This is a genomic window from Pseudoalteromonas sp. NH0006-26 (assembly GCF_057552415.1).
Genome location: NZ_BAAJMJ010000001.1, coordinates 287,622 through 312,772 on the forward strand (window position 1 = coordinate 287,622; position 25,151 = coordinate 312,772).

21 protein-coding genes are annotated in these 25,151 nt (G+C 41.2%); 17 read left to right on the forward strand and 4 right to left on the reverse strand.

Annotated elements, in window-relative coordinates:
- The first annotated feature begins 299 nt into the window (after nt 1-299).
- The 4 genes from AC27JR_RS01205 (at nt 300) to AC27JR_RS01220 (ending at nt 4,977) form a co-directional block, all read left to right on the forward strand.
- Entirely contained in the window at nt 300-2,741 is a 2,442-nt protein-coding gene (locus tag AC27JR_RS01205) for a M1 family metallopeptidase (protein ID WP_487172500.1), read from the forward strand.
- Between the two features lie 5 nt (nt 2,742-2,746).
- Nucleotides 2,747-3,241 (forward strand): DUF6702 family protein, encoded by a 495-nt coding sequence (locus tag AC27JR_RS01210; protein ID WP_487172501.1) that lies wholly within the window; start codon nt 2,747-2,749, stop codon nt 3,239-3,241.
- A gap of 238 nt (nt 3,242-3,479) precedes the next feature.
- On the forward strand, nt 3,480-4,097 hold the full coding sequence (locus AC27JR_RS01215; RefSeq protein ID WP_487172502.1) for an HAD family hydrolase: 618 nt from the start codon (nt 3,480-3,482) through the stop codon (nt 4,095-4,097).
- 154 nt (nt 4,098-4,251) lie between these two features.
- A complete protein-coding gene (locus AC27JR_RS01220; RefSeq protein WP_008110762.1) occupies nt 4,252-4,977 on the forward strand; it encodes a YebC/PmpR family DNA-binding transcriptional regulator in 726 nt (241 codons plus the stop codon).
- A gap of 146 nt (nt 4,978-5,123) precedes the next feature.
- On the opposite strand, the gene AC27JR_RS01225 is transcribed toward AC27JR_RS01220, so the two are convergent.
- Complete coding sequence (locus tag AC27JR_RS01225; protein ID WP_487172503.1) at nt 5,124-7,316, reverse strand: malate synthase G; 2,193 nt, start codon at nt 7,314-7,316, stop codon at nt 5,124-5,126.
- A gap of 238 nt (nt 7,317-7,554) precedes the next feature.
- On the opposite strand from AC27JR_RS01225, the gene AC27JR_RS01230 reads away from it, so the two are divergent.
- On the forward strand, nt 7,555-9,156 hold the full coding sequence (locus AC27JR_RS01230; protein WP_487172504.1) for an isocitrate lyase: 1,602 nt from the start codon (nt 7,555-7,557) through the stop codon (nt 9,154-9,156).
- Nucleotides 9,157-9,888: 732 nt separating this feature from the next.
- Here the strand turns inward: AC27JR_RS01230 and AC27JR_RS01235 are convergent.
- The 3 genes from AC27JR_RS01235 to AC27JR_RS01245 all read right to left on the reverse strand — a co-directional run bounded on the left by AC27JR_RS01235 (nt 9,889) and on the right by AC27JR_RS01245 (nt 14,615).
- Nucleotides 9,889-11,907, reverse strand: a complete 2,019-nt coding sequence (locus AC27JR_RS01235) for a S9 family peptidase (RefSeq protein ID WP_487172505.1) — start codon at nt 11,905-11,907, stop codon at nt 9,889-9,891.
- Between the two features lie 163 nt (nt 11,908-12,070).
- Nucleotides 12,071-12,805, reverse strand: a complete 735-nt coding sequence (locus AC27JR_RS01240) for a 5-oxoprolinase subunit PxpA (protein WP_487172506.1) — start codon at nt 12,803-12,805, stop codon at nt 12,071-12,073.
- 1 nt (nt 12,806) lies between these two features.
- Entirely contained in the window at nt 12,807-14,615 is a 1,809-nt protein-coding gene (locus AC27JR_RS01245) for a glycoside hydrolase family 3 protein (protein WP_487172507.1), read from the reverse strand.
- A gap of 303 nt (nt 14,616-14,918) precedes the next feature.
- On the opposite strand from AC27JR_RS01245, the gene AC27JR_RS01250 reads away from it, so the two are divergent.
- From AC27JR_RS01250 to AC27JR_RS01305, 12 genes are all read left to right on the forward strand, one after another.
- The gene (locus tag AC27JR_RS01250; protein WP_487172508.1) at nt 14,919-16,433 is read left to right on the forward strand and encodes a sensor domain-containing diguanylate cyclase; all 1,515 of its coding nucleotides are present in this window, start codon (nt 14,919-14,921) and stop codon (nt 16,431-16,433) included.
- A 95-nt stretch (nt 16,434-16,528) separates the two neighbouring features.
- Nucleotides 16,529-17,182: a thermostable hemolysin gene (locus AC27JR_RS01255; protein WP_076920018.1), complete on the forward strand. Its 654-nt coding sequence runs from the start codon at nt 16,529-16,531 to the stop codon at nt 17,180-17,182.
- Complete coding sequence (locus AC27JR_RS01260; protein WP_487172509.1) at nt 17,179-18,657, forward strand: AMP-binding protein; 1,479 nt, start codon at nt 17,179-17,181, stop codon at nt 18,655-18,657. Before AC27JR_RS01255 ends, AC27JR_RS01260 begins: the two co-directional genes overlap by 4 nt.
- The gene (locus AC27JR_RS01265; protein WP_008110750.1) at nt 18,650-19,339 is read left to right on the forward strand and encodes an iron-containing redox enzyme family protein; all 690 of its coding nucleotides are present in this window, start codon (nt 18,650-18,652) and stop codon (nt 19,337-19,339) included. Before AC27JR_RS01260 ends, AC27JR_RS01265 begins: the two co-directional genes overlap by 8 nt.
- Nucleotides 19,336-20,106 (forward strand): SDR family oxidoreductase, encoded by a 771-nt coding sequence (locus AC27JR_RS01270; protein ID WP_076920015.1) that lies wholly within the window; start codon nt 19,336-19,338, stop codon nt 20,104-20,106. The genes AC27JR_RS01265 and AC27JR_RS01270 overlap by 4 nt, the downstream gene beginning before the upstream one ends.
- A gap of 14 nt (nt 20,107-20,120) precedes the next feature.
- Nucleotides 20,121-20,768, forward strand: a complete 648-nt coding sequence (locus tag AC27JR_RS01275) for a tetratricopeptide repeat protein (RefSeq protein ID WP_036984907.1) — start codon at nt 20,121-20,123, stop codon at nt 20,766-20,768.
- A gap of 11 nt (nt 20,769-20,779) precedes the next feature.
- Nucleotides 20,780-21,448 carry a response regulator gene (locus AC27JR_RS01280; protein WP_487172511.1) on the forward strand — a complete coding sequence of 223 codons (669 nt, stop codon included), beginning with the start codon at nt 20,780-20,782 and terminating at the stop codon, nt 21,446-21,448.
- Entirely contained in the window at nt 21,435-22,736 is a 1,302-nt protein-coding gene (locus AC27JR_RS01285; RefSeq protein WP_487172512.1) for an ATP-binding protein, read from the forward strand. Before AC27JR_RS01280 ends, AC27JR_RS01285 begins: the two co-directional genes overlap by 14 nt.
- Nucleotides 22,729-23,082, forward strand: coding sequence for a cupredoxin domain-containing protein (locus AC27JR_RS01290; RefSeq protein WP_008110741.1), 354 nt, complete (start codon nt 22,729-22,731; stop codon nt 23,080-23,082). Before AC27JR_RS01285 ends, AC27JR_RS01290 begins: the two co-directional genes overlap by 8 nt.
- Entirely contained in the window at nt 23,069-23,809 is a 741-nt protein-coding gene (locus tag AC27JR_RS01295; RefSeq protein ID WP_487172513.1) for an FTR1 family protein, read from the forward strand. The genes AC27JR_RS01290 and AC27JR_RS01295 overlap by 14 nt, the downstream gene beginning before the upstream one ends.
- Nucleotides 23,806-24,519 carry a hypothetical protein gene (locus AC27JR_RS01300; RefSeq protein WP_008464159.1) on the forward strand — a complete coding sequence of 238 codons (714 nt, stop codon included), beginning with the start codon at nt 23,806-23,808 and terminating at the stop codon, nt 24,517-24,519. The genes AC27JR_RS01295 and AC27JR_RS01300 overlap by 4 nt, the downstream gene beginning before the upstream one ends.
- A gap of 259 nt (nt 24,520-24,778) precedes the next feature.
- Nucleotides 24,779-24,988, forward strand: a complete 210-nt coding sequence (locus AC27JR_RS01305) for a cold-shock protein (protein WP_008467029.1) — start codon at nt 24,779-24,781, stop codon at nt 24,986-24,988.
- Nucleotides 24,989-25,151 lie beyond the last annotated feature (163 nt).

A 25,151-nucleotide genomic window follows, 5' to 3' on the forward strand; every position in this document is an offset into this window, starting at 1 on the left:
AACCTAAAACTGTGTTATTTAGTATTTTTAATGAAAATAGCTGTGTTTTTTCGTTTTATCTCTACTTTTAGTGATATGTAAACCCCCTTTACAGTTTTGTTTAGCGTATTAATTGCTTTTGTTTTTTATTAAATTTCTGACGAAATGTCCGTTCTTTTTTATGGTATGAAACACTATAAATAGTATTTACATAAAGATGGGGAATATCACCCTGTAAAAGCAGGGTTTTATCGCTATTTTATTGAAGCTTAGCTGTAAATTTGTCACAGTAGCGTCACTAAAATCGATCAGGATTAACAATGAAGAAAAATTTATTTACATTGAGTGCGTTTGTATTGCCTTTGGCAATGGCGAGCTCTGTGATGGCCTCATCTGTTGAACAAACTAAAGGCAGCTATGTTGATAAGTTTCGTCAATTAGATGAAGCTTTGCCTACCCCTAATGTTTACCGAAGTGCCGCAGGTGCACCGGCAGAAAATTACTGGCAACAACGCGTTGATTACGATATTGATGTAAAGCTTGATGAGCAAAAGCGTCGTTTAACGGGGAGTCAAACAATTGAATATAAAAATAACTCACCGCATACGCTTAAATATTTATGGCTACAGCTTGATCAAAACATTTTTAAAAATGACTCGATTGCAGAAACCACGCAAACTTTTAAAAGTACCCTACAAAACGAACCGGATGCCAAGCCTGCTAAATTAAGCTTAGGTGATTTACGTCGTCAGCAGTTTATGAACGACAATGAGCTGGGTTACACCATTAGCAATGTTAAAGATGAAGATGGTAAAGCGCTTCGCGTAACAGTTGTTGATACTCTAATGCGTATAGACTTAAACACGCCACTTAAACCGGGTAAAGATGTTGAGTTTAGCATGGACTTCGCGTTTAACTTAGTTGAAGAAGATGCGGTAGGTGCACGTGCAGGTTATGAGCACTTTGAAGAAGACGGTAACGATATTTTCCTAGTGGCACAGTGGTTCCCTCGTTTAGCTGCGTATACTGATTACGAAGCATGGACCAACAAACCATTTCTAGGTAGCGGTGAATTCACCTTGGAATTTGGCGACTACGACGTTGAAATTACGGTTCCAGCGGACCATATTGTATCGGCAACCGGTAAGCTTGATAACCCAAGCTCAGTTTTAACCAGTACTCAACGTAAACGCTTAAAAGAAGCTGAAACAGCAAAGCGCCCGGTATTTGTAGTTACTGAAGAAGAAGCACTCGAAAACGAAAAAGCCGGTACAGACAAAACAAAAACGTGGCATTTTAAAGCAGAGAATGTCCGTGATTTTGCATGGGCGTCGTCACGTAAATTTATGTGGGATGCTAAAGGTTACCAACAAGGTGGGAATGAGCAACCACTGGTTATGGCGATGTCGTTTTTCCCTAAAGAAGGTGGCGATTTATGGAAGAAGTACTCAACTGAATCTGTGGTGCATACCATGGAAGTGTATTCGAAATATTCATTTGACTACCCTTACCCAACTGCACAGTCAGTTAATGGTCCAGTAGGGGGGATGGAATACCCAATGATCACCTTTAATGGTCCACGAACAGACTTACAAGATGATGGTACACGTACTTATTCTCAAGCAGAAAAACGCTTTTTAATCGGCGTTGTTATTCATGAAGTGGGGCATATTTATTTCCCTATGATTGTAAACTCAGATGAGCGCCAATGGACTTGGATGGATGAAGGCTTAAATAGCTTTTTAGATGGTGTTGCTGGACGTGAATGGGATCCAACCATTCCTTGGGGGGTTGAGCCTCGTGACATTGTGGCGTACATGAAGTCTGAAACTCAAGTGCCTATTATGACGCAATCAGACAGTGTGCTTCGATTAGGCCCTAATGCCTACACTAAACCAGCTGCAGCATTAAATATTTTACGTGAAGTTATTCTAGGTCGTGAATTATTTGATTTTGCGTTTAAAGAGTATGCACAGCGCTGGAAATATAAGCGTCCTACTCCAGCTGATTTTTTCCGTACTATGGAAGAAGCGTCAGGCGTTGATTTAGATTGGTTCTGGCGTGGTTGGTTTTACACCACAGACCATGTTGATATCTCGCTTGATAAAGTATATCAATTACGGTTAGACACCAAAAACCCTGATATCGACTTTAAACGATTACGTGATATTGAAGCGAATAAGCCAAGCTCATTATTTGTTGAACGTAATCGTGCTGAAGGTAAAAAAACCTGGGTTGAGAAAAACCCAGATGTGACCGACTTTTATGACGAAAATGATCGCTTTACGGTTACCAATAAAGAACGTAATGCGTACAACAAGTTTTTAAAAGGCTTAAAACCATGGGAGCGTAAAACACTCGATCGCGCACTAGAGGAAGATAAAAACTACTATGTTATGGAGTTTTCAAATCTAGGCGGCCTAGTGATGCCGATTCTATTAGAGCTAACGTATGAAGATGGCACTAAAGAAGAGCGTTACATTCCTGCAGAAATTTGGCGTCGTAACCACAAAAATGTACAAAAGCTGATTATTACCGACAAAAACAAACCGCTCACCTCAGTAACGGTTGATCCAGGTTGGGAAACAGCGGATGTGAATGTAGAAAATAATCACTACCCACGTCGTATTATTCCTTCACGTATTGAAGTGTACAAACGTGAAAAGAGTAAGGCAAAAGTAAGCCGTGATATCATGCAAGATATTAAAACTGAGCTGAAAAAAGACGAGCCAAAAGACGAAAAAAATAACGGCGAGGAATAATAATAATGCGCTTTTTGCTTATTATTGTTTGTTTTTTAATTGCTGCGCCGAGTATGGCGCATCAATTAAAATCATCCGTTACCACGGTGTTATTTAATCAGCGCACGCACAATATTGAATTGATGCATCGTTTTTACTTACATGACACAGAGCATGCTGTTGGCAACTTATTTAAAGGCAAAGTGGATATCATAAATAACAAGCGTGACCAAAAACGCTTTGCTAAATATGTTGAGTCTCATGTTGCTTTGCAAACCTTAGCGGGTGAGCCACTTACGCTTAATTATGTGGGTGCACAAGTGGATGGTAAGTTCTTTTGGGTATACCAAGAAGCAACGATCCCCGATGAGATTGAAGGCGTCAGAATGAGTAATGGCGCACTTCGCGATTTGTGGCCTGCGCAAGTCAATATGGTAAATGTTGAAGGGCGAGGACAAGTTAAAACGTTAAACTTTAGCCAAGACGATACATGGCTTGAAGCGCGATTTGAAACTAACTAACCCACCGCGCATCTTTTATAAGGTGCGCACTTTTTTACCAAAGATTAGCTGATCGCGTTAATTTACTTCATCGTAGAACCATTACAACAGATATTATTCAAACCCAAGCTATTGTGTTATCAAATGAGCTATACTGGGAGTGCAATGGACTGAGCTCTTTCCGATACGTTTATTGATATACTCTTTTATGTAAAGCAAACTCAGCAAAATGAGCTAATTATTTAGCGCAAGGAATGAAATGAAAACGCAAATTGAGGCAATCAAAGGTGTTATCTTTGATTTAGACGGAACCTTAGTATCATCAGAATTAAACTTTTCATTAATAAAAGCCCAAGTAGGTTGTCCTGCAGAGCTAGACCTACTTGAATATATAGAGCAATTGCCCTCGCCCTACATGCGTGAAGAAGCAATGAATATAGTTCATCAGCATGAGCTACTCGACGCGCAAACGGCGACGTTTTTACCCGGCGTTGTTGCAGCTGTCAACGCTCTGCAAGCTAAAAATATCCCCATGGCTATTGTGACCCGTAATTTTGATAAAGCGGCCACACTAAAGCTACAACACAATCCGTTGCCAATTGAAATGGTACTCACCCGAACAGACGCACCGGCTAAACCCGATCCAAGTGCTTTATTAACTATTGCAAGCCATTGGTCAATGCCCGTTGATAATGTTATTTACGTTGGTGATTATTTATATGATATACAAGCGGCCCATAATGCAAAAATGCGAGCCTGTTTGTATGCACCTGATGTGACCCCCGCGTATGCCGAACAAGCCGATTTTGTTATTCATGCGTTTGATGAATTGGTAACATTAATTGACAATTACGCTGAAAAAGTTGAATTATGTTAAATTGCACTGTATTTCATTTCGCTAATAGCATAACGGGTATTATTTAAATTAATACCCAGCTGCTTTTGCGCAGCATAACATGTTGAACCACTAGCCCAATACGCTTTGAATTGGTAAAATATCAAAAACAGAACGTATTCAATAGAGGCACAAGATGGGCAGAGCATTTGAAGTCCGCAAAAGTTCGATGGCTAAAACCGCCAACGCAAAAACTAAAGTAAATTCAAAGTATGGTAAAGAAATTTACGTTGCAGCCAAAAGTGGTGAACCCGACCCCGATGTAAATCAAACATTGCGCCGCTTAATTGAAAAAGCCAAAAAAGACCAAGTTCCCGCGCACGTAATCGAAAAAGCAATTGAAAAAGCAGCCGGTGGGGCAGGGGAAGATTACTCAACCGCTCGTTACGAAGGTTACGGCCCGGGTAATTGTATGGTGATTGTTGACTGTTTAACTGACAACCCTAATCGTACAATTAAAGATGTGCGCTTACCGTTTACTAAAACAGATTCAAAAATAGGCACACCTGGTTGTGTTGCTCATATGTTTGATCACCTCGCTGTTTTAGGGTTTGCAGGCGACGACGATGAAGTGGTGTTAGAAGCCCTGATGATGGCTGATGTTGATGTTACTGATGTAGAAGCCGAAGATGGCAAGGTGTCGGTGTTTGCACCGCATACTGAGTACTTTAAAGCTAAAACGGCATTAGAAGAAGCATTTGAAGGCATTAACTTTGAAATTGATGAGATTACCTTTGTACCACAAGTGCATGTTGAAATTACTGATGAAGAAGTGATTGCCAACTTTGATAAATTTATCAATATGCTTGAAGATTGCGATGACGTACAAAATGTTTATCACAACGCGACCATTAAAAATTAATTCGTAGTTTTAACTAGGCGAATTTTAGCTATTTTGCCGCTTAATAAAACAAAAAGCGCGTTTTGTGTAGGCAAAACGCGCTTTTTTAGTGTTAAATAAATGTCAGCTATTCAGCTATTCAGCTATTCAGCTATTCAGCTATTCAGCTATTCAGCTAGGTTATGGTGCTGTGCTTTATATTTTAAGCGGTAGCTATGCAGTAGCGGCTCAGTATAACCGCTAGGTTGGCTAACGCCTTCAAATACTAGTGCCAAAGCCGCTTGGTAGGCAATGCTATTAGCCAGTGTTTGCTCATTAGTTGCCATGGGAATGTAAAGGCTGTCATGTTCATTTTGGCCATCAACAACCTTAGCCATTTTTGCCATCACTTTTTGTACTTGCTCTTTACTGCACACGCCATGATGCAGCCAGTTGGCGATATGCTGACTTGAAATACGTAAGGTCGCTCTGTCTTCCATTAAGCCAATATGGTTAATGTCAGGCACTTTAGAACAGCCTATTCCTTGATCAATCCAACGTACTACGTAACCTAAAATGCCTTGCGCGTTGTTCTCAAGCTCACTTTGAATATCTTCTTTTGATAGTGTTTCTGGGGTTGTCATTAGCGGTGGTGTTAGCAAGCTTTCTAGGCTTGCTATTTGGCGCGTGGCAATGCTTTGCTGCAGGCTAAATACATCAACATCATGATAGTGCATTGCGTGTAATGTAGCGGCAGTAGGGGAGGGCACCCAAGCCGTATTTGCACCTGACTGAGGGTGAGCAACTTTTTGCTCCATCATCATCGCCATTTTATCGGGCATTGCCCACATACCTTTACCAATTTGTGCTTTGTGGCTTAAGCCACAGGCTAGGCCAATATCGACGTTACGATCTTCATAAGCGCTGATCCAAGGCTGTGCTTTAATAGCGGCTTTAGGCAGTACAACACCCGCTTGCATAGAGGTGTGTATTTCATCACCGGTGCGGTCTAAAAAGCCGGTGTTAATAAATACAACGCGCTCTTTAGCTGCATGAATACAGGCTTTTAGGTTAGAAGAAGTACGACGCTCCTCGTCCATAATGCCCATTTTAAGGGTGTTTTTCGGCAAGCTTAGTGCCTCTTCAACCATACCAAATAAAGTGTTAGCAAATGCCACTTCATCAGGGCCATGCATTTTTGGTTTTACAATATTAATACTTTGTGCAGTTGAGTTTTGAATGGCATTTTTAGTGTTTAAATCGTGCAGTGCGGCTGTTGCGGTGAACATGGCATCCATGATGCCTTCAAACACATCATTACCACTTACATCGGTAATGGCAGGGTTTGCCATTAAATGCCCAACGTTACGCACAAACATCATACTGCGCCCTTTTAGGGTCAGTTTTTGGCCATCAAGACCTGTGTATTGGCGATCGGCTTGTAACGTACGGTCGACCATTTTGTCGCCTTTTCTAAACGTTTCAACTAAGTTACCTTGCATTAAGCCTAACCAGTTTTTGTACACTTGCACTTTATCTTCGGCATCCACTGCAGCAACGGAGTCTTCACAGTCCATAATAGTGGTCAGCGCCGCTTCAAGTACCACATCTTTTAGCCCTGCTTTATCAGCTTGGCCAATAGGGTGGTGATGATCTATTTGCAGCTCAACATGTAATCCATTGTTTTTAAGTAAAATAACACTTGGGTTTTGTGCCTCACCTTGATAGCCAACGAGTTGTTCAGGGTTTTTAAGCGTAGTGTGCGAGCTGTCGCGTAATGTAATAGCAAGTGCGCCATCCACAATTGAATAATTAGTGCTTTCGATGTGCGAGCCATTTTCAAGCGGTAGCGCTTTATCTAAAAACTGTCTGGCGTAAGCCATTACTTTAAAGCCGCGCACTGGGTTGTATTGAGTCCCTTTCTCTGCACCATCGTCTTCACTGAGTACGTCTGTGCCGTATAGTGCATCGTAAAGTGAACCCCAACGTGCATTAGCAGCATTTAAAGCAAAACGGGCATTACTAACCGGTACCACTAACTGTGGCCCTGCAGTCAATGCTATTTCTGGCTCTACATTCTGGGTTTCAATATTAAAGTCTTCAGGTTCATCAACTAAATAGCCAATGTCTTTTAAAAACGCTTGGTACTGGGCTTGATCACCGTTTTCATTAGCAACATGGTAGTCATCAATCTGCTTTTGTAATTGTTCACGTTTAGCGAGTAGCGACTTGTTCAGCGGAGTAAGTGTTTGCACTATATGAGCAAAGCTTTTCCAAAACTGGTGTTCGTCTAGATGGGTACCAGGTAATAGTTGTTTTTTAACAAATTCAGCTAGTTGCTTATCAACGCTGAGTCCAGAGTGGGTGAGAGTGTGGCTCATAATTAAAATCCTTAAACGGTCCGACAGAGTGCATTTTTTATATGCGTACACTTACCATATCGCAAAAAAGTCGCTTTGAGTGCTTTTTAACCATTCACTATATGTATAGCCGCAATAACAACTATAAATTTACTAAATCTAAAAAATAAGCCTAATGTTTAATTAAGCGCTACAGAGCTAACGCGATGTAGTCACTCTCTCAACAATAAATATTAATACCCGTTCGAAGGACTTTATTATGACAACATATCAAGGCGAAACAGATACACTAGCAACACTATGCCAATCACAAGGCAGTGCATGGAAAACTATTAATCCTGAATACGCAACTCGCATGCGTTTACAAAACCGTTTTCGCTCTGGTGTTGATATTGCACAATTTACTGCTGACATTATGCGTGAAGACATGGCGGCATACGACAAAGACACAAGCCAGTACACGCAGTCTTTAGGTTGTTGGCATGGTTTTACTGCGCAACAAATGATGATGGCAATTAAGCGTCACCAAAAAACAACTAAACGCAGCTACGTATACCTAAGTGGCTGGATGGTTGCAGCGCTTCGCTCTGAGTTTGGCCCACTTCCAGATCAAAGTATGCACGAAAAAACATCAGTACCAGCACTTATCGAAGAAATCTACACTTTCTTAAAGCAAGCTGATGCACGTGAACTTGACCATTTATTCAATGAGCTAGACGATGCAAAAGCAAACGGCGGCGACGTTCAAGCCGTGCTTAATAAAATTGATAACTTTGAAACGCACGTTGTGCCAATCATTGCTGATATTGATGCAGGTTTTGGTAACGAAGAAGCGACTTACCTACTGGCTAAAAAGATGATTGAAGCGGGTGCTTGTGCTATCCAAATCGAAAACCAAGTATCAGACGCTAAGCAATGTGGTCACCAAGCAGGTAAAGTTACCGTTCCTCATGAAGACTTTTTAGCTAAAATTAATGCAGTACGTTACGCGTTTCTAGAGCTAGGTATTGATAACGGTATTATCGTTGCGCGTACCGATTCTCTAGGTGCAAGCCTAACGCAAAAAGTACCGGTTTCACAAAAACCAGGTGACTTAGCAAGCCAATACAATGCATTTTTAGAAACAACACCGGTAAACAGTGTTGATGATTTAAATGAAGGCGAAACGGCAATGAAGCTTAATGGCCAACTTTGTAAGCCTACACGCCTAGATAACGGTTTATACCAGTTCCGCGAAGGCACTGAGAAAGACCGCGTAGTACTAGATTGTGTAACTAGCTTACAGTCAGGCGCTGATTTACTGTGGATTGAAACAGAAAAACCACAAGTAAAACAAATTGCAGAGCTGGTAAATCGCGTTAAAGAACAAGTTCCAGATGCTAAATTAGTATACAACAACTCACCGTCGTTCAACTGGACGCTTAAGTTCCGTGAGCAAGTATACCAAGAGTGGCAAGAAGCAGGTCGTGATCTAAGCGCTTACCCAAGTATTGATGACAACAAAGCGCTTATGGCTCCAGAAATGGATGCAACAGAGCTTGCTGCAGCTGCAGACTTATTAGTACAAAACTTCCAACGCGATGGCGCACGTGAAGCTGGTATTTTCCATCACCTAATCACATTGCCAACGTACCATACAGCGGCACTAAGCACAGATATTCTATCTGAAGGTTACTTCGGTGACTTAGGTATGCTGGCTTATGTACGTGACGTACAACGTCAAGAAATCCGTCGTGAGCAAGCGTCAGTTAAGCACCAAGACCTTGCAGGCTCAAACATTGGCGATACGCACAAAGAGTACTTCTCTGGTGAGAATGCACTTAAAGCCGGTGGTGAAGCTAACACCATGAACCAATTCTAATTCAACTAGATAGTGTTACTTAAGGGCCGCAAGGCCCTTTTTTTATGCCTGCATAAAGGCAAAATTTAATAGATCAGTATTTTACTAGCTACTTGGTTAGTGAGAGTTTTCACTGCAGTGCAGGTTAAAAGTGTAAATTAAATTTAAAGGATGTTTATGCTTGGCTGTGAGGGCTTTATGTTGATTACGCTTTGACACGTGTAAGCACAATAAATTAACCGCTTTTGACCACATATAGATCAGAGTTTAACTAACTTATTAAAAGCAGATCACGATTTAACTAGCTAGTTCAAAAAGCAGATCAGGTTTTAACTAACCAGGTTGAAAACAGCCATTATCTTCATTATTAAGGGTAGATTTGCCTTTCTAACCCTTAATTTGACTATATAAACGCTTAATTTAAAGATTTTTAACTGGGGTTTATAAAGTAATAAACCGATTTTTTACTAACTGTTGCAGCTTATAAAACATTTTTTTACTAACTGAGGGCTTATAAACAGTGACTCAAACCGATTTTTTACTAACTCAAAGGAGCTGAGTTAGTATAAACCGAATTTTTACCAACTCAGCTTGAAACTAAGTCCGATATTTAGTTTAAGTATGTAAGGGATTACTCACATTATTGCTGTAAAGGGGGTTTACACTTGTGAGCTTCGAGCTTCGAGCTTCGAGCTTCGAGCTTCGAGCTTCGAGCAACGAGCTTATATAGCTCGTCACTCATAATTCGACGTTTTATTTCGAATGCTTATCAAACCACCATTGAATATATGCCACTTTGGTCATTAAATTTGATGGACGGGCAGTAATACCATGTGAAGCGTTTGGAATGCGCACCATCGCGGTATCAACACCCTGCAATTTTAAGGCTTGATAAAACTGCTCAGTTTCTGAAATTGGCGTACGGTAGTCTGCTTCACCAGTCAGTAGCATGGTAGGGGTTTTAACATTGCCAACATAACTGATTGGTGAGCGCTTCATATAATGCTCAATATGGTCCCAAGGTTTACTTGGAAACCAATAATCGGCAAAAAATGGATAGAAGTCGGCAGTTAGTACAAAGCTGATCCAATTAATCACTGGTTTTGCAACCACAGCTGCAGCAAAGCGATCCGTATGGCCTACAATCCACGCGGTTAATACACCGCCGCCAGAACCACCGGTAACGAACAACTTAGACTCATCAATAAAACCTTTATCGATTAGCGCGTCAACGCCTGTCATTAAATCATCGTAATCATTGCTTGGGTAATTATGATGAATAGTTTGCGCAAACTCTTTACCGTACGAGTCACTGCCTCGCGGGTTCATGTATAAAACAACATTTCCTTTGGCAGCAAATAATTGAACTTCAGCACTAAAATGAGGGCCATAGTTAGCAACAGGACCACCGTGGATTTCAAGCACCAGTGGGTATTTTTTTGATTTATCAAAACCCGGCGGGTAAGCAACCCAGCCTTGTATTGGTAACTCGTCGTGGCTTGATTTTAACCATAGCTCTTCAACCTTGGCGAGCTGTTTAGTTTGTAGTGCATCTGAGTTTAAATCGGTTAAACGCTGTACTTTGCCACGTTTTATTGTAGCTACATCAGCAGGGCGCTGGGTATCAGCCAAGGTAAATGCAATATCACCATTTTCACTAATATCAAAATCACCACCAGAATAAGGACGCCCAAACGCCACGCTCCCTATTTGTTCGGTAATCACCTTACGTTTACCACTTCGAGGTTGATAAGCGAGTGCGGTTTGGCCTTCATCAGCATAGCTAAAATAGAGGCCTTTTGAATTTGCGCTCCATTGTATTTGGCCAACGCTGCGATCGAAATCGGGAGTCAGACTTTGGGTATCACCGGTTTTTAAATCACGAATATAAAGCTGAGTATTTTCATAGTTAGTGCGCTTGTCATCGTAGCCAGTATAAGCAAGGTACTGACCGTTAGGTGAGATCTGAGGTTGTTGATCTGGCCCATTACGGTCGGTCAGTGGGGTGATCTCTAACGTGTTTAAATTAAGCTGGTACACTTCACTATTGGTTGGCTTGAGTGCATGTTCAGCGTGTCTATTGGCTGAAAAATAAAGTGATTCGCCGTTTTTACTAAAGCTTACACCGCCATTGTAATCAAAGTTATCGTTAGTGAGTTGCTGTGCATTGCCGCCATTCGCATTAAGAGTAAATAGCTGATTAAATCCTTTTTGACTATAGCCACTGCCATCTGCACGGTAGTAAACATCGTCAATAAATTTAGCAGGGTCTGCCCAGCTAGCGCCTTTAGGTTTGCCAGGCAAACTGACAGGAGGTGAGCTTATTTCAGGAACAAACATACTAAACAGCAGTTGTTTAGAATTAGGTGACCAGGTGATTGAGCGAGGTGCATTAGTAAGGTTACTAATTTTTGCCACAGCACCCGTTTTAAGCCACTTCATGTATATTTGATTACTGCCATCTCTGTTAGAGATGAACGCAAGGCGCTGCCCATCGGGAGACAACACTGGCGAGTAGTCCATAAATACACCAGATGTTAAGGGTTGTAGTTGTCCTGTGCTGTAATCAACAGACCAAATATTACCGACTTTGCGATCGGTTTTAATATCCATGCGGTTGCGGACAAAATACACTGTGTTACCGTCGTCAGTAATATCTATTTGATTGGCATATTCTAAGTTGAATATATCTTGAAGTTGCAATGTATCGGTATTGGCAACGGCCAAGTGGCTGCTACCTAGTATAAGGCTCATAGCTAAAAGCGTTTTCATTGTTTATCCCTGTTTTAAATCACTAATCTATTTATAGGGTAGTAGAGGGATAATTTATAGTCAGATGCGACGAAGCTCGCATTTAAAACTACCAATGAATGCAGGTGGTAAAAGAAAGCAAAAGCTGTAAAGGGGGTTTACAGCTTAATCTGTATTTTTGACTTTAGTTATTGGCTGAGCAAAGCGCCTTTATCTCTTCAATAATTGCAATGCCTTGGGCGTTATCGCCATGCACACAAATGCTGTCAGCGACTAGCGTTAACGATTTTCCAGATTGAGTAGTTACACTGTTACTGGCTAAAAGCTGCTTAACCTGAGCTAATAATGCGTCTTTGTTATGCACACTGCCGGCTATATTTCGTGGTACTAATTGCCCTTGGTCAGTGTACTGCCTGTCTGCGAACGCTTCTAATACGAGTGTTAGTCCAAGGTGGCGAGCCATTGTTTGATGTAGCTTGGCATCGGCTGTGGCGAGTATCATTAACTTTAAGTTTGCAGGGTAACTGGCAACTGCACCCATAACAGTGGTGAGTAGTTGCTGGTTTGTCATCATGTCGTTATATAGCGCACCATGGGGTTTTACATAGCTAAGGGTTAGCCCTTGTACTTTTGCCATGCCATCAAGGGCGGCTATTTGATAGTGCAAACATTGAGTGAGCTCAGCCACGCTCATGCTCATTGAACGCCTACCAAATCCTTGTTTATCGGGGTAGCTTGGGTGAGCGCCAATCATAACATTATGTTGTTTAGCCAGCTTTAGGGTATGCGCCATTACACTCGAATCACCTGCATGAAAGCCACAAGCAATATTTGCCATATCAATATGGGGCATAACATCGTTATCAAGGCCCATTTGCCATGCGCCAAAGCTCTCGCCTAAATCACAATTAAGTTTCATATTAATGGCTCTTCGATTGTTTAATTGTTACCGGTAATTGGCCTTTGGCTGGAGCTTGGCCTAATAATACTTTCGCCAGTGCAGTAAAGGCAGGCCCAGACACCAGCTCGTTTTTATCCATATCAATATTATAAGCATAGGAAGCAAGCACTGCATCAGCATAGTCACCAAATTGCGCAATGTCATACGGTGCACGTAAACTAATAAATACCGTGGGAGTGTGTTGTTTAGCCATTTTTAGTAATGACTCAAGCGCTTTAGGTTGCTCTGCGTTATTTAAGGCAAAGTTTGGGTTATCGGCTAAATCATCCATGCCGCCAATTTCCACTGCACTTTGATTCGGCGTTGCATTGCCAGCAATAACAATACTTGCTTGGTTTATGTTGCGCTGCGCTTCACTTGGATCAAAACCCTGTAAACTGCTGCAACTAAAACTTAGTGGCTGAGAGCTTAATGCTGTAATTGCTTGTTGCATTGCCATGCACTTGCGGGTGTCGGGCATAATAATATGAATATGCTGATCCGCGCTAAGTTTAAGCGGTAAAGTGTTATTGTTGTTTTTTATTTGGGTAATTGCCGCTAACGCCAGTGATGCTTCTAATTCACGATGTGCTTTATTACCAATAACCTGTTTGGCATTGGCTAATGCATTAATGGGGTTAGGCAAAGCGTGTAATTTAAATTGATGTTTAAGCGAGGTAATACGCTGCGTCGAATGGGCAATTTCGTCTGCGTTTAGTTGTTTTGTTTTAACTGCACTGACTAAAGAGTCAATGAGCGCATCAAGTTTATTTATATCCTCAGGCGTTCTAATTTCTATTGGCATCAGCGCAATATCAACCCCTGCTGCAAAGGTGTTTATAATCGCTTGAGTTGGGCTGAAAAAATGGCTAATACCTGCCATATCAAGTGCATCAGTTACCACTACACCTTGATAGTTCAGCTCATCGCGAAGGATATCGGTCATGATTTTACGCGACATGGTCGCGGGTTTTATCATTTGCTTACCCTCTACATTGGTTAATGTACTGCTATCAAGCTCAGGGTATTGAATATGTGCGGTCATTATCATACCCGGACTATGCTGCTCAATAATCTGTTTAAACGGTGCTAAATCTTGAGCGTAAATAACTTCTTTTGAATGCATTACTTTAGGTAAGCCTGTATGGCTATCTACATTGGTATCGCCATGTCCTGGAAAGTGTTTTATAGCGCTAATAATACCGTTTTTTTCAAACTCAATTACTTGTGCCGCGCCCAGTGCCGCAACTTCATCGGGGTTTTCACTAAAAGAGCGTACATTAATGACCGGATTGTCAGGGTTCATGTTCACATCAACCGTAGGCGCATAATTTACATTAATGCCAAGCTCTGAGAGTTCAGAGGCCAGTACCTGTGCTGTTTGGGAAGCAAAATAAGTACCATGCTCAGGATAAGTTGCGCCAATTGACATATTACCGGTGAATGAGGTGGCCACTTCGCGAGGTAAGCGAGCAACGCGTCCGCCTTCTTGGTCAATAGAAATAAACAGTGGCAAGCCTGATTTTGATGCAGATGCAGCTTGTTGTAGTTGCAGATTAAGGCTAATTATTTGTTCGATGCTTTGGGTATTTTCAGAAAACAAAATTACCCCGCCAATATCATAACGGCTAATTGCTTTTGCTAATTCATCGGGCAATTCGGTTAATGGCGTTCTACAGCGCTGGCTACTACCTTGGTGACAAAAATAGCGCAAATCGAGCATGAGCTTTTGCCCAAGTTGCTGTTTAAGTGACAGCGAAGAATCGGCAAAAGAAGATTTTATTGGCATGAAACATCCGATTAAAAAAAGAGAAGACGATAACAAGTACTTATTTAGCAACACACACCTCAAGGCTAAATAAAAATAAAGTGCATGCAGCTTAACTATTATTGAGCTTAACTGCAAAAGCCAGCAAATATAAACCGTATGATTTAATTATCCTAAAAATAACAAAAATTAGGTCACTTAGTTCTATTTATGTATTATATTAATGGTGTATGCAGTGCATAGCAGTCGTTTTTATTTGCTTAGGATGATATTAAGTTGCGTTTTCGATTACCATTTACTTTTAAGCTTAGGCAATTAATTCTTTTGTTAGCTATACCCGCTGCAGCTGCTATCTTGTTTAGTGGTTTATATATTAGTTATCAAATGCAAAAAGAACGGGTAATAGAAGATACCCTACAAAGTAATCATGTATTTGCCAGTAAGTTAGCCTCAGCAACTGAGCATTTTTTAGCAGCGGCAATGCAGCAGCTAGAGTTTTCAGCTAAAATTATTGCTGATGATATTACCAACACTGAGTTACTTCAATCTGAAACCGACCGACTTTTAAATCAGACACATAGCTTTAATTCAGTTGCCATAAACATGCAAGGTGTGGTTAAAGCAGCCTCACCTGTGTCTTTAAATATTATTAATAAAACCGTTAATTCACCCCATTCTAAGCAAGCATTTAAGCTAAAACGTCCGCAGGTCAGTCTGCCTTATATTTCGCTTGCTAATAATTTAATTGTAGTGCTTTCTTACCCCTTGTTTGATCAAGCGGGGAATTATTACGGTTATATAGGCGGTAGCTTTTATTTAGAGCAGCAAAGTATTTTAAATGCTTTGTTGAAACAGCATAGTTACGATGGCGGAGCGTACTTTTACGTGGTCGCTGACAACAAAACCTTACTTTATCATCCTGAGGCTCAGCGCATTGGTGAGCAAGTATTTAATAACCCAGTAATAGAGCGAGTGTTGCAAGGTGAAGATGGATACACTCGGGTTATAAATAGTCAGGGAGTGACCATGCTGGCCGGATTTTCCCACGTAGAGCTTGCTAATTGGGGGATTGTTTCGCAGCGAAGTGAAGCAGCAACACTTGCTAAGTTAGACACTTTTCAAGGGCTGGTGCTTAAACGAATGTTACCCATAGTACTCATTACTTTTTTATTAATAGCTATGTTAGCTCACTATATTGCTAAGCCGTTAAGGTTATTAGCCGATAGCGCCAATTTATCAACCGATAAGAAAAATGTGGATCATCTTAAAGGTATTAAGTCTTGGTACTTCGAAAGTAACCAGCTTAAACACGCGATGTTAGAAGGCGTTCATGTTTTGCAATCGCAAATGGGGCAATTACGTCAAGATGCACTTACCGATCCGCTAACTGGCGCGCATAACCGACGTGGCTTAAACATATTGCTTGAAAACCTAATGGATAAACATATACCGTTTGCTGTGCTTGAAATTGATATCGACTTTTTTAAACGGGTTAATGATACGTTTGGCCATGATACGGGTGATGAAGTATTAAAAACCCTTACTCACATTATACAATCGCTATCGCGCAAGCACGATATTGTGGCACGCACCGGTGGGGAAGAGTTTTTACTAGTATTACCTAACGAAAATAGTGATAGTGCGTTTGTTATTGCTGAGCGTTTACGCAACCAAGTAGCCAGCACATTAATGGCAAAAGTAGGCTATATAAATGTATCTATTGGTATCGCCACTTGGCCACAACATAGTGATGATATTGACCAAGTATATAAATGTGCTGACAAAGCGCTCTATCATGCCAAAGAAACAGGCCGTAATAAGTGTGTGATAGCCAGCTAAAAATTAAATTTATTTTTAAAATTAACTTACCTTAAGTTTTATTTAAGTTTCACTGATTAAATTTTATCTATAGATTTAATACAGGCGATGCTTTTATGCAACTAGCTCAACATCATTCCCCCGCTGTGCGGTTTCAACAGCTTTTTCATTTTTTTACTGCTACGCAAAATGATGAGCACCGCCAGCGCCTTGAAAACACAGTTAAACAAGGGTTTTTAACGGCGTACAATGCTCATCTTAGTTCATTTATGCCGTTACTATGCCAGTACCAAACTGTGCAAGGTCAGTGCACTTTAGGTTTAAGAAGTGCAACCTCTGCTTTATTTATTGAGCAATATTTAGCTGCGGCCATCGAGCAATTTTTACCACCAGGCACACCGCGAAATACGGTATTTGAGCTAGGTAATCTATGCTCAACACATCGAAAAGCCACGTTGTCTCATTTTATTATTGTAAATGAAGCTTTGTGCGGCTTTGGCGCGAGCCACTTAGTGTTTTGTGCTACCAATAAAGTACGCGCCTTATTACGTTTACTAGGTGTAAGCTGCAACGAAATTGCACTGGCTAATGGCAGTGTAGTTGAGCAGCCAAAAAGCTGGGGTAGTTATTATGAGAACCAGCCAACGGTGTGCATTGTTGATTTAGCGCAGGCACATCAGCAAGTGCTAAACACACCCATGCTGTTAAATATTAAACAACAAAACACACAACAAATTAATGCATTGATGACTGTGTTGGAGCGCTTATGAGCCTATTAAATAATATTAATAAGGTAGCGAATGAGCCTGTGGTTGTTAGCTACTTAGCCAATCAGGTACTGCCTATTAGCGCTTTGGAGTTACAACAAGAAACCAATAAGCTGACAGCTATTTTTACCGCTTTAGACTCTGGTGCAATGGCCTTTCAGCTTGATAATACACCCGCTTGGCTGGTTGTGGATGCCGCAACCAGCGCTGCCAACAAGGTTGCGGTGCCTATTGCCCATTTTTTTAGTCAGCAGCAAACACAGTATGTATTAGCTCAATGCGGTGCGCAGTTTTTTATTAGTGATCTGCCTCGTCATTCGCTAGGTAAGCATTCGCTGTCAGTAACATTATTTGAGCATTATACCCTTTATATTTATCAGCTCGATGCGATTGAGCCTGTGGACTATTTTACTGGTACGCAAAAAATCACCTTTACTTCAGGCTCTACTGGCGAGCCTAAAGGGGTGTGCTTATCAACACAAAGCCAGATGCAGGTCGCTAAGTCGTTATGTGAGCAAATAAACATTAGCAATCCCGTACATTTATGCTTACTTCCGCTGCCAGTACTACTGGAAAATATAGCCGGTGTGTATGCGCCTTTGTTAAGTGGCGGTTGTGTACACTTAATGCCATTAAACGAATTAGGTTTTGTTGGCTCAGGGTTAAAAAACCCTAACAAACTCATTAGCGCAATCGATAGTGTAAAACCTAACACCCTTATTTTAGTGCCTGAGTTATTAACGTGTTTAATTGCCTTTGCAAAACAAGGCTGGCAGCCACCAAAGTCACTTAAGTTTATTGCTGTTGGCGGGGCGCGGGTTAGTGAGTCTTTAATTTTAACTGCACGAGAATATAACCTACCGGTTTATCAAGGTTATGGTCTGTCTGAGGCAGCCTCAGTGGTGAGTTTAAATACCCCCAATGATGACGATGTAAATAGTGCAGGTGAAGTACTAGGGCACGTTGAAACGAAAGTTGAAAATGATGAGTTATTTATTAAAGGAACGTTATTTTTAGGGTATTTAAAGCAAGCGCCGCATAACCCAAATACCTGGTACGCCACTGGCGACTTAGTAACTAAGCGCAATAATAAGCTGTACATCAAAGGGCGAGTAAAAAACCTGATCATCACCAGTATGGGGCGCAATGTTAGCGCCGAATGGCCTGAATCATTAATTTTAAGCCAAAGTGCGATACAGCAAGCGGTGGTGTTTGGTGAAAGCCAGCTATTTTTAAGCGCGCTTATCTATGCGGCTCCCAAGTTTAGTGATGCGCAATTAACAGCACATTTAAAAACAGTAAACCAGCAACTTCCTGACTACGCACAGATTAAAAAGTGGCACCGTTTAGCCCAACCTTTAAACGAGCAGCAAGGATTATTAACCGCTAATAATCGCCCTAAACGAGCGGCAATTAGTCAGCACTACAGCCCTATTTTTGAACAGTTCTACCGACTTGGAGAAGTGATCCATGAGTGATTTTTTTAATACATTAAAAGCACAAACTCAAAACGAGCGTGAGTACTTATTAGCTGCGCCAATTATACAGCGTGTATTTAACGGACAAGCAACGCTTGAAGAGTATGCCTCGTTTTTAGCGCAGGCTTATCATCATGTAAAACACACCGTTCCTTTAATGATGTCACTTGGCGCGCGTTTAACTGACGAGCAAGAATGGTTACGCGAAGCGGTAGCTGAATATATTGAAGAAGAAATTGGTCATCAAGAGTGGGTGCTAAACGATATTGCAGTCTGTGGGTTTGATAAAGAAAGTGTGCGCCATAGTCAGCCACAATTCGCTACTGAAATGATGGTGTCGTATGCCTACGATAGTATTGCACGTAAAAATCCGCTTAGCTTTTTTGGCATGGTTCACGTATTAGAAGGAACTTCAATTGCGCTAGCCGACGGTGCCGCATCAAACATAGCAAATGCAGTAGGACTTCCTAAAAAAGCGTTTAGCTATTTAACCTCTCACGGCGCGCTTGATATAGAGCATGTTAAGTTTTTTGAAAACTTAATGAACCAAATTACTGACGAAGCGGATCAACAGGCCATTTTACATGGCGCAAAATGTTTTTATCGTTTGTACGGCGATATTTTTCGCGCTTTAGACGACGAGCCGTTTTTTAAAGCATCAGCACAAGAGCAACACGCATGAATACCGGCTTATGTGTATTAACTGGTGCGACAGGTGGAATTGGTCAAGCCATTGCCAAAACACTACACGGCCAAGGTTGGCAGTTACTTTTGGTAGGGCGAAATAGTGATGCCCTCAATACGTTAAGTAGCCAATGTCCTGGCAGTATGGTTTTTGTCGGTGATTTAACGGTTGCAGAAAACATGTTGGCATTAGCCATTAAAGCTAAGCAACTAGGTGGCGCTAAGTTACTGATAAACAATGCAGGCATTAATGTGATGCAAAGCTTAAGTGCATCGAGTAGTGAACAAATCGACAAGATACTGAACACTAACTTGGCTATTCCTATGAAGTTATGTCAGCTGTTTTTAGCGCAGTTGCACGCATCGAAGGGGCGTATTATTAATGTCGGCTCGTCGTTTGGCAGCATAGGTTATCCGTATCAAACTTTATATTGCGCGAGCAAATTTGGTTTGCGTGGTTTTAGCGAAGCGCTATCACGAGAGCTTTCAGATACACCCGTTAAAGTAAGCTATTTAGCACCAAGAGCTACCGATACAGATATTAATGATGCACAAACACGGGCAATGAATAAAGCGCTAGGTAACAAAATGGACTCTCCACAGTTAGTGGCAGATGAGTTGGTTGCGCTATTGCACAGTGCGAATCCGCGACGTTTTATTGGTTTTCCTGAAAAATTGTTTGCCCGCATTAATGGCGTATTTCCGCGTATTGTTGATAGCGCTATTGCAAAGCAACTACCTAAAATAAAGCAGTTTTTAGGTTAATAGAGGATCTTATGATGAAAAAATTTAATTTAGTGAGCTATTTCATAGTAGCGTGCGTGAGTTCATCACCGGTGCTGGCCGATGAGCAAAGTGATTTACTGGCAATCCAACAGCAATGGGCGGTGGCTAATTATGAGCTTAAAGACGATGCCCAAATTAAAGCGTTTACAGCGTTAAGTGAGCAAAGTAGTGAGTTTACGAAACACTATCCGGATTCGGCAAATAGCTATACGTGGAATGGCATTGTGCTGGCCAGTTTTGCTGGTGCAAAAGGTGGTTTAGGGGCGCTCGGTTATGCTAAAGATGCAAAGGCGTCATTAGAACAAGCCCTTAAAATAGACGATAGTGCTTTAGGGGGCTCAGCGTATGCAAGCCTTGCAACCTTATACAGTAAGGTGCCCGGTTGGCCTATTGGCTTTGGTGATGATGACACCGCAGATAAATTATTTAAGCAAGCACTCGCTTTTAACCAAAAAGGCATTGATACTAATTACTTATATGGTGAATTTTTATATGATGAACGCCAATACAAACAAGCTAAAGCCTATTTGTTAGTTGCACAAGCGGCGGGCATTCGTGATACTCGCCCCAAAGCGGACAAATATCGCCAGCGAGCAATTAGCCAATTATTAGCTAAAGTTGATAAAAAACTAAAGAGATAACACACGCCACAATGCATTTATTATTAGTCGAAGACGATCACCTTGTAGCCCAAGGGCTTTGTCGCTCATTGCGCCAAGAAGGTTATAGTGTAGAGCATAGCGCAACGGTTAAGCATGCATTGCAAAGCTTAGGCAGTGGCGAAATAGAAATGGTGATACTTGACCTTGGCTTACCTGATGGTGATGGCTCGCAAGTTTTAAAGCAGATAAAGTCGCAAAAAAAAATCATTCCGGTGGTGATACTTACTGCGCGCAGTAGCATAGATGACAAGGTGCAAGGGCTTGATATGGGCGCTGATGATTATTTAGCTAAACCGTTTGAGCCCGCCGAGTTATTTGCTCGCTTGCGTGTGGCTAGCCGGCGAGTAAATCAAACTCAGTCAAGTTTATTACACTGTGGTGAAGTGAGCATGGATACGTCTGCACACACGGTCACTTTAGCCAATGAACCGCTTTCTTTGCCTCGCAAAGAATATATGCTGCTAAAAGCGTTATTAGAAAACCAAGGCAGAGTGCAATCTAAACAGCAGCTAGAAAACAAGCTATACCAGTGGGGAGAAGAAGTCGGCTCCAACACCATTGAAGTGCATATTCATCACTTAAGAAAAAAATTCCCTAGCGATTTTATTAAAACTCTCCGCGGTATTGGCTACGTAGTAGGAAAAAATGTCAATTCGTAAACGGCTGACGCTTATTTTACTGTCAATGATGGTATTAACCTGCTTTTTAGCCTTAGTTAAAGGCTATCAAAAAAGCATGAGCCATGGTGAGCAGTTACTCGATAGCGAGCTAAAAGTAGTGGCAGGCGTTTTGATGCAACAGCCTTTATCGAGTAATGCTATGGAGCCTAAAACCCAAGAAAGCACGCAGTTGTTGTACCAAATTTGGCAAGCAGGTGAACTACTGAGCGGCTCTGATGAGCTGAATCTTGATTTGAGCCACTATCAAGCAGGTTTTCAAACGCTAAATATTGCAGGTCAGCGCATGCGAGTGTTTGTGTTTAAAACCTCTTTGCGCACGGTGATCGTTGTCGAGCCAATAGCTAAACGATTTGAACTCGCCGAAGCGGTTATTTTGTCGGCCATGTTACCTATGCTCTGGGCGGTTCCTTTACTTGCTTTGTTTATCAGCTTTTTTGTGAAGTACGCATTAGCCCCATTAACACGCTTATCAAGGCAACTAGCACAGCGCCAAGCAAATGACTTTACTGCTATTAATTGGCAGGTAACCGATGAAGAAATAAAACCGGTGATCAGCCGCTTGAACGACTTATTTAAACGCGTGGAAACCGCCTATTTACGAGAACGCTTTTTTGCCTCTGATGCGGCACATGAGTTACGCACTCCTTTGAGTAGCTTAAAAATAAATGTGCATAATCTTGCGGCGCAGCAAGGTGATAACCAAGAGTTACAAGCCATGACTCAAGGTATTAATCGACTGTCCAATATCGTAGAGCAAATGTTGATCCTCGGACGTACTCAGCCAGAGCAGTGGCAAAAGCAATTTAAAGAACAGTCATTATTGGGCATTAGCCAAGCCGTGGTTAGCCAGTTATATGATAAATTGGCGGCTAAAAATCATTCCATCAGCCTTGATGGGGATGACTTTATTATTAATGGTGATGAATTTACCTTAGTGACGTTGATTTCAAATTTACTCAGTAACGCCATTAAGTACACGCCAGCAAATGGGCAAATAAAAATAACCCTAAATCAAACGCACAGACAGCGTATTTGGCAAATAGAAGACAGTGGCCCAGGTATGACGGATGAGCAAAAACAACGAGTATTTAATCGCTTTTATCGCGTTGGCGGCGATCAACATCCTTCAGGTGAGCAGGGAGCTGGCTTGGGCATGGCAATAGTTCAGCATATTATCGCTATTTATAACGCCCAGATTAATTTAACGGATAGCGCTTTGGGCGGCTTAAAGGTGCAGGTGGTTTTTGCAGGAGCTAAATGTGATTAAACGACTTATTAGCCCTTACTTATATTGCTGCATATTTTTGTCATTTAATGTTGTTAGCAAAGAGTATTTAGTTGTACTTAAAGATCATTTGTTTTACCCCGCAGAAATCGTCGTGCCAGCTAATAAAAAGGTACGCTTGTTAATCGAAAATCAAGATAGTACGCCTGAAGAATTCGACAGCTTTGATCTCAACCGAGAGAAAGTGCTTTACCCTAATCGTAAAAGCGTGATTTATATTGGGCCATTAACACCTGGCCGCTATGAATTTTTTGGTGAGTTTTCGCCAAATACTGCGCGCGGTGCTGTTATTGTCACTGATAAGGAGCAACCCAATGCTAATAACTAGTTTAGTGATGAGCCTCAATCAGTTACTGCCAGTCGCCATTTTACTTATTTTGCTGCAAGTGATTGCCAAGCAAAGTTTGCTACGGTTGCTGGGTATGCTTGGTTTAGGTATAGGCTTAACATTTTTATTTGTAAAAAGCGCCCCGATTATTAGCCCTTGGTTCGATTACCAAGGTTTAGAATATACTCAGATTGGCTTGTGTATTTTAATTTTTTTCAGTGCACTGCACTACGCCGTTAAACGAGCAACAGTTGCTTTTATTATCGCAATTATGAGTGTGATGACGCTTTATTTGAGTCATTACATAATTTATTTAATTGGATTTTGGCAAAGCAACGAAGCGGCACAAAGCTTATTTATTGGCACTTTTTTAGGGCTTGGAATATGCAGTAGTTTTAGTGTGTTGCTGTACTTTTTATTGAGTGCCATTAAACAGCGTTTCGGACTTTCCCCTATTTTACTTTTACTAGCACTAAATAGTGCAGCAAAACTAGTGGTAGCACTGGATTTAGCCAGTCAAATTGATGTGATAGCAACCACCGCAACGGTTTGGGATTTACGTGCTATTTTAACCGAAAATTCAGAGTTTGGGCGTATGTTGCGTGCGTTTATTGGTTATGAGGCCACACCTAATTTAACCAGTGTTTTAAGTTATATCCTAAGCAGCGTGGTCTTTTTATCTGTTTGTTATTTTATTCCTAAATCAATGGCTAAGGAACAATCATGAAGGCAATGAAGTTATTTGCAGGTGCTGTGTTAATTGGTTTTGGTTTATTGATACCCACACACGCGCACGCCGATGGAATGGTGGTGGATAAAGTATATCACCCGTACGTTTTGCCGTTTGAACGCGAGGTCGAATGGCGATTCGTATCGCACCAAACTGATAGCGGCAATATTTTAGCGCAGCGTTTAGGGATGGGCGGGGCAATTAACGATACCATGGCACTAGAAGGTTATTTAGTGGGTGAGCGAGACGACAACGGCGACTTTGGCTTACAAGCGTATGAATTGGAGCTTAGATGGCAACTAATAGAACAAGGCCGATTATGGGCCGATTGGGGCGCTTTGTTTGAACTAGAAAAACAACATACCAAAGATGTTTTTGAAGCCACAACGGGATTTGTAGTTGAAAAAGAGATGGGTCGCGCCAGTTTAACGCTTAATGCTTTTTTAGTGTATGAGTGGGGGCAAGACATAGAAAACGAGTGGGAAAGTGAGTTTAGAGCGCAGTATCGTTACCGCTATCGTTCTGCATTTCAACCCGCGATTGAAATGTATTTAGGGGAAGACTTTGTGGGTATTGGTCCAGGGTTTATTGGTTTACACCGCTTTGATGGGCAAAAACAATTAAAGTGGGAAGCCGGTTTTATTACTGAAATCAGCCAGTCAGAGAAGAATCATAGCTTTAGAATGGCGTTAGAGTTTGAGTTTTAAGCTGCTTAAACAAGTACTTAATGTATAAAGTGGGTTACGAGCGTTATTTTATTAATTAAATTGCATAAAAGGTTGACTTGTCACTGTAACTCTATATAGTAGGCCGCAGCTAGAAAGAAAGCATGTAATTTATAAATCTCCATTTCGTTGTTGTATAAGTAATACTTGTAGTACCGTCCTGAAGTTTTTAAGTACCATCTCATTTTTTGCTACACCGCCCACTAGGGCACAATTTAATTTTTATATCAGGAATAATACTATGTCTAACATCGTATCAGGTACAGTTAAGTGGTTCAACGAGTCTAAAGGTTTTGGTTTCATCGAGCAAGAAAACGGTCCAGACGTTTTCGCACATTTCTCAGCAATCAAAAGCGAAGGTTTCAAAACTTTAGCTGAAGGCCAACGTGTAGAGTTCACTCTTTCACAAGGTCAAAAAGGTCCTCAAGCTGATAACATCACAGCTCTATAATTTTACTTTTTAAGTAAAATGAAAAAAAGCGCTTAAGGCGCTTTTTTTGTGCCTAAAATTTAAGATCTGCCCACCACAGCTCCATTATTTCAGTCATTTATATTTCTATTTACGTCCATTGCTACTTTCACATCATAAACAGTGCTATAAATTAATAGTCTCT

Coding starts and splice junctions, on each gene's coding strand:
- AC27JR_RS01205 (WP_487172500.1), top strand. CDS start 300: ATGAAGAAAAATTTATTTACATTGAGTGCGTTTGTATTGCCTTTGGCA.
- AC27JR_RS01210 (WP_487172501.1), top strand. CDS start 2,747: ATGCGCTTTTTGCTTATTATTGTTTGTTTTTTAATTGCTGCGCCGAGT.
- AC27JR_RS01215 (WP_487172502.1), top strand. CDS start 3,480: ATGAAAACGCAAATTGAGGCAATCAAAGGTGTTATCTTTGATTTAGAC.
- AC27JR_RS01220 (WP_008110762.1), top strand. CDS start 4,252: ATGGGCAGAGCATTTGAAGTCCGCAAAAGTTCGATGGCTAAAACCGCC.
- AC27JR_RS01225 (WP_487172503.1), bottom strand. CDS start 7,316: ATGAGCCACACTCTCACCCACTCTGGACTCAGCGTTGATAAGCAACTA.
- AC27JR_RS01230 (WP_487172504.1), top strand. CDS start 7,555: ATGACAACATATCAAGGCGAAACAGATACACTAGCAACACTATGCCAA.
- AC27JR_RS01235 (WP_487172505.1), bottom strand. CDS start 11,907: ATGAAAACGCTTTTAGCTATGAGCCTTATACTAGGTAGCAGCCACTTG.
- AC27JR_RS01240 (WP_487172506.1), bottom strand. CDS start 12,805: ATGAAACTTAATTGTGATTTAGGCGAGAGCTTTGGCGCATGGCAAATG.
- AC27JR_RS01245 (WP_487172507.1), bottom strand. CDS start 14,615: ATGCCAATAAAATCTTCTTTTGCCGATTCTTCGCTGTCACTTAAACAG.
- AC27JR_RS01255 (WP_076920018.1), top strand. CDS start 16,529: ATGCAACTAGCTCAACATCATTCCCCCGCTGTGCGGTTTCAACAGCTT.
- AC27JR_RS01260 (WP_487172509.1), top strand. CDS start 17,179: ATGAGCCTATTAAATAATATTAATAAGGTAGCGAATGAGCCTGTGGTT.
- AC27JR_RS01265 (WP_008110750.1), top strand. CDS start 18,650: ATGAGTGATTTTTTTAATACATTAAAAGCACAAACTCAAAACGAGCGT.
- AC27JR_RS01270 (WP_076920015.1), top strand. CDS start 19,336: ATGAATACCGGCTTATGTGTATTAACTGGTGCGACAGGTGGAATTGGT.
- AC27JR_RS01275 (WP_036984907.1), top strand. CDS start 20,121: ATGAAAAAATTTAATTTAGTGAGCTATTTCATAGTAGCGTGCGTGAGT.
- AC27JR_RS01280 (WP_487172511.1), top strand. CDS start 20,780: ATGCATTTATTATTAGTCGAAGACGATCACCTTGTAGCCCAAGGGCTT.
- AC27JR_RS01285 (WP_487172512.1), top strand. CDS start 21,435: ATGTCAATTCGTAAACGGCTGACGCTTATTTTACTGTCAATGATGGTA.
- AC27JR_RS01295 (WP_487172513.1), top strand. CDS start 23,069: ATGCTAATAACTAGTTTAGTGATGAGCCTCAATCAGTTACTGCCAGTC.
- AC27JR_RS01300 (WP_008464159.1), top strand. CDS start 23,806: ATGAAGGCAATGAAGTTATTTGCAGGTGCTGTGTTAATTGGTTTTGGT.
- AC27JR_RS01305 (WP_008467029.1), top strand. CDS start 24,779: ATGTCTAACATCGTATCAGGTACAGTTAAGTGGTTCAACGAGTCTAAA.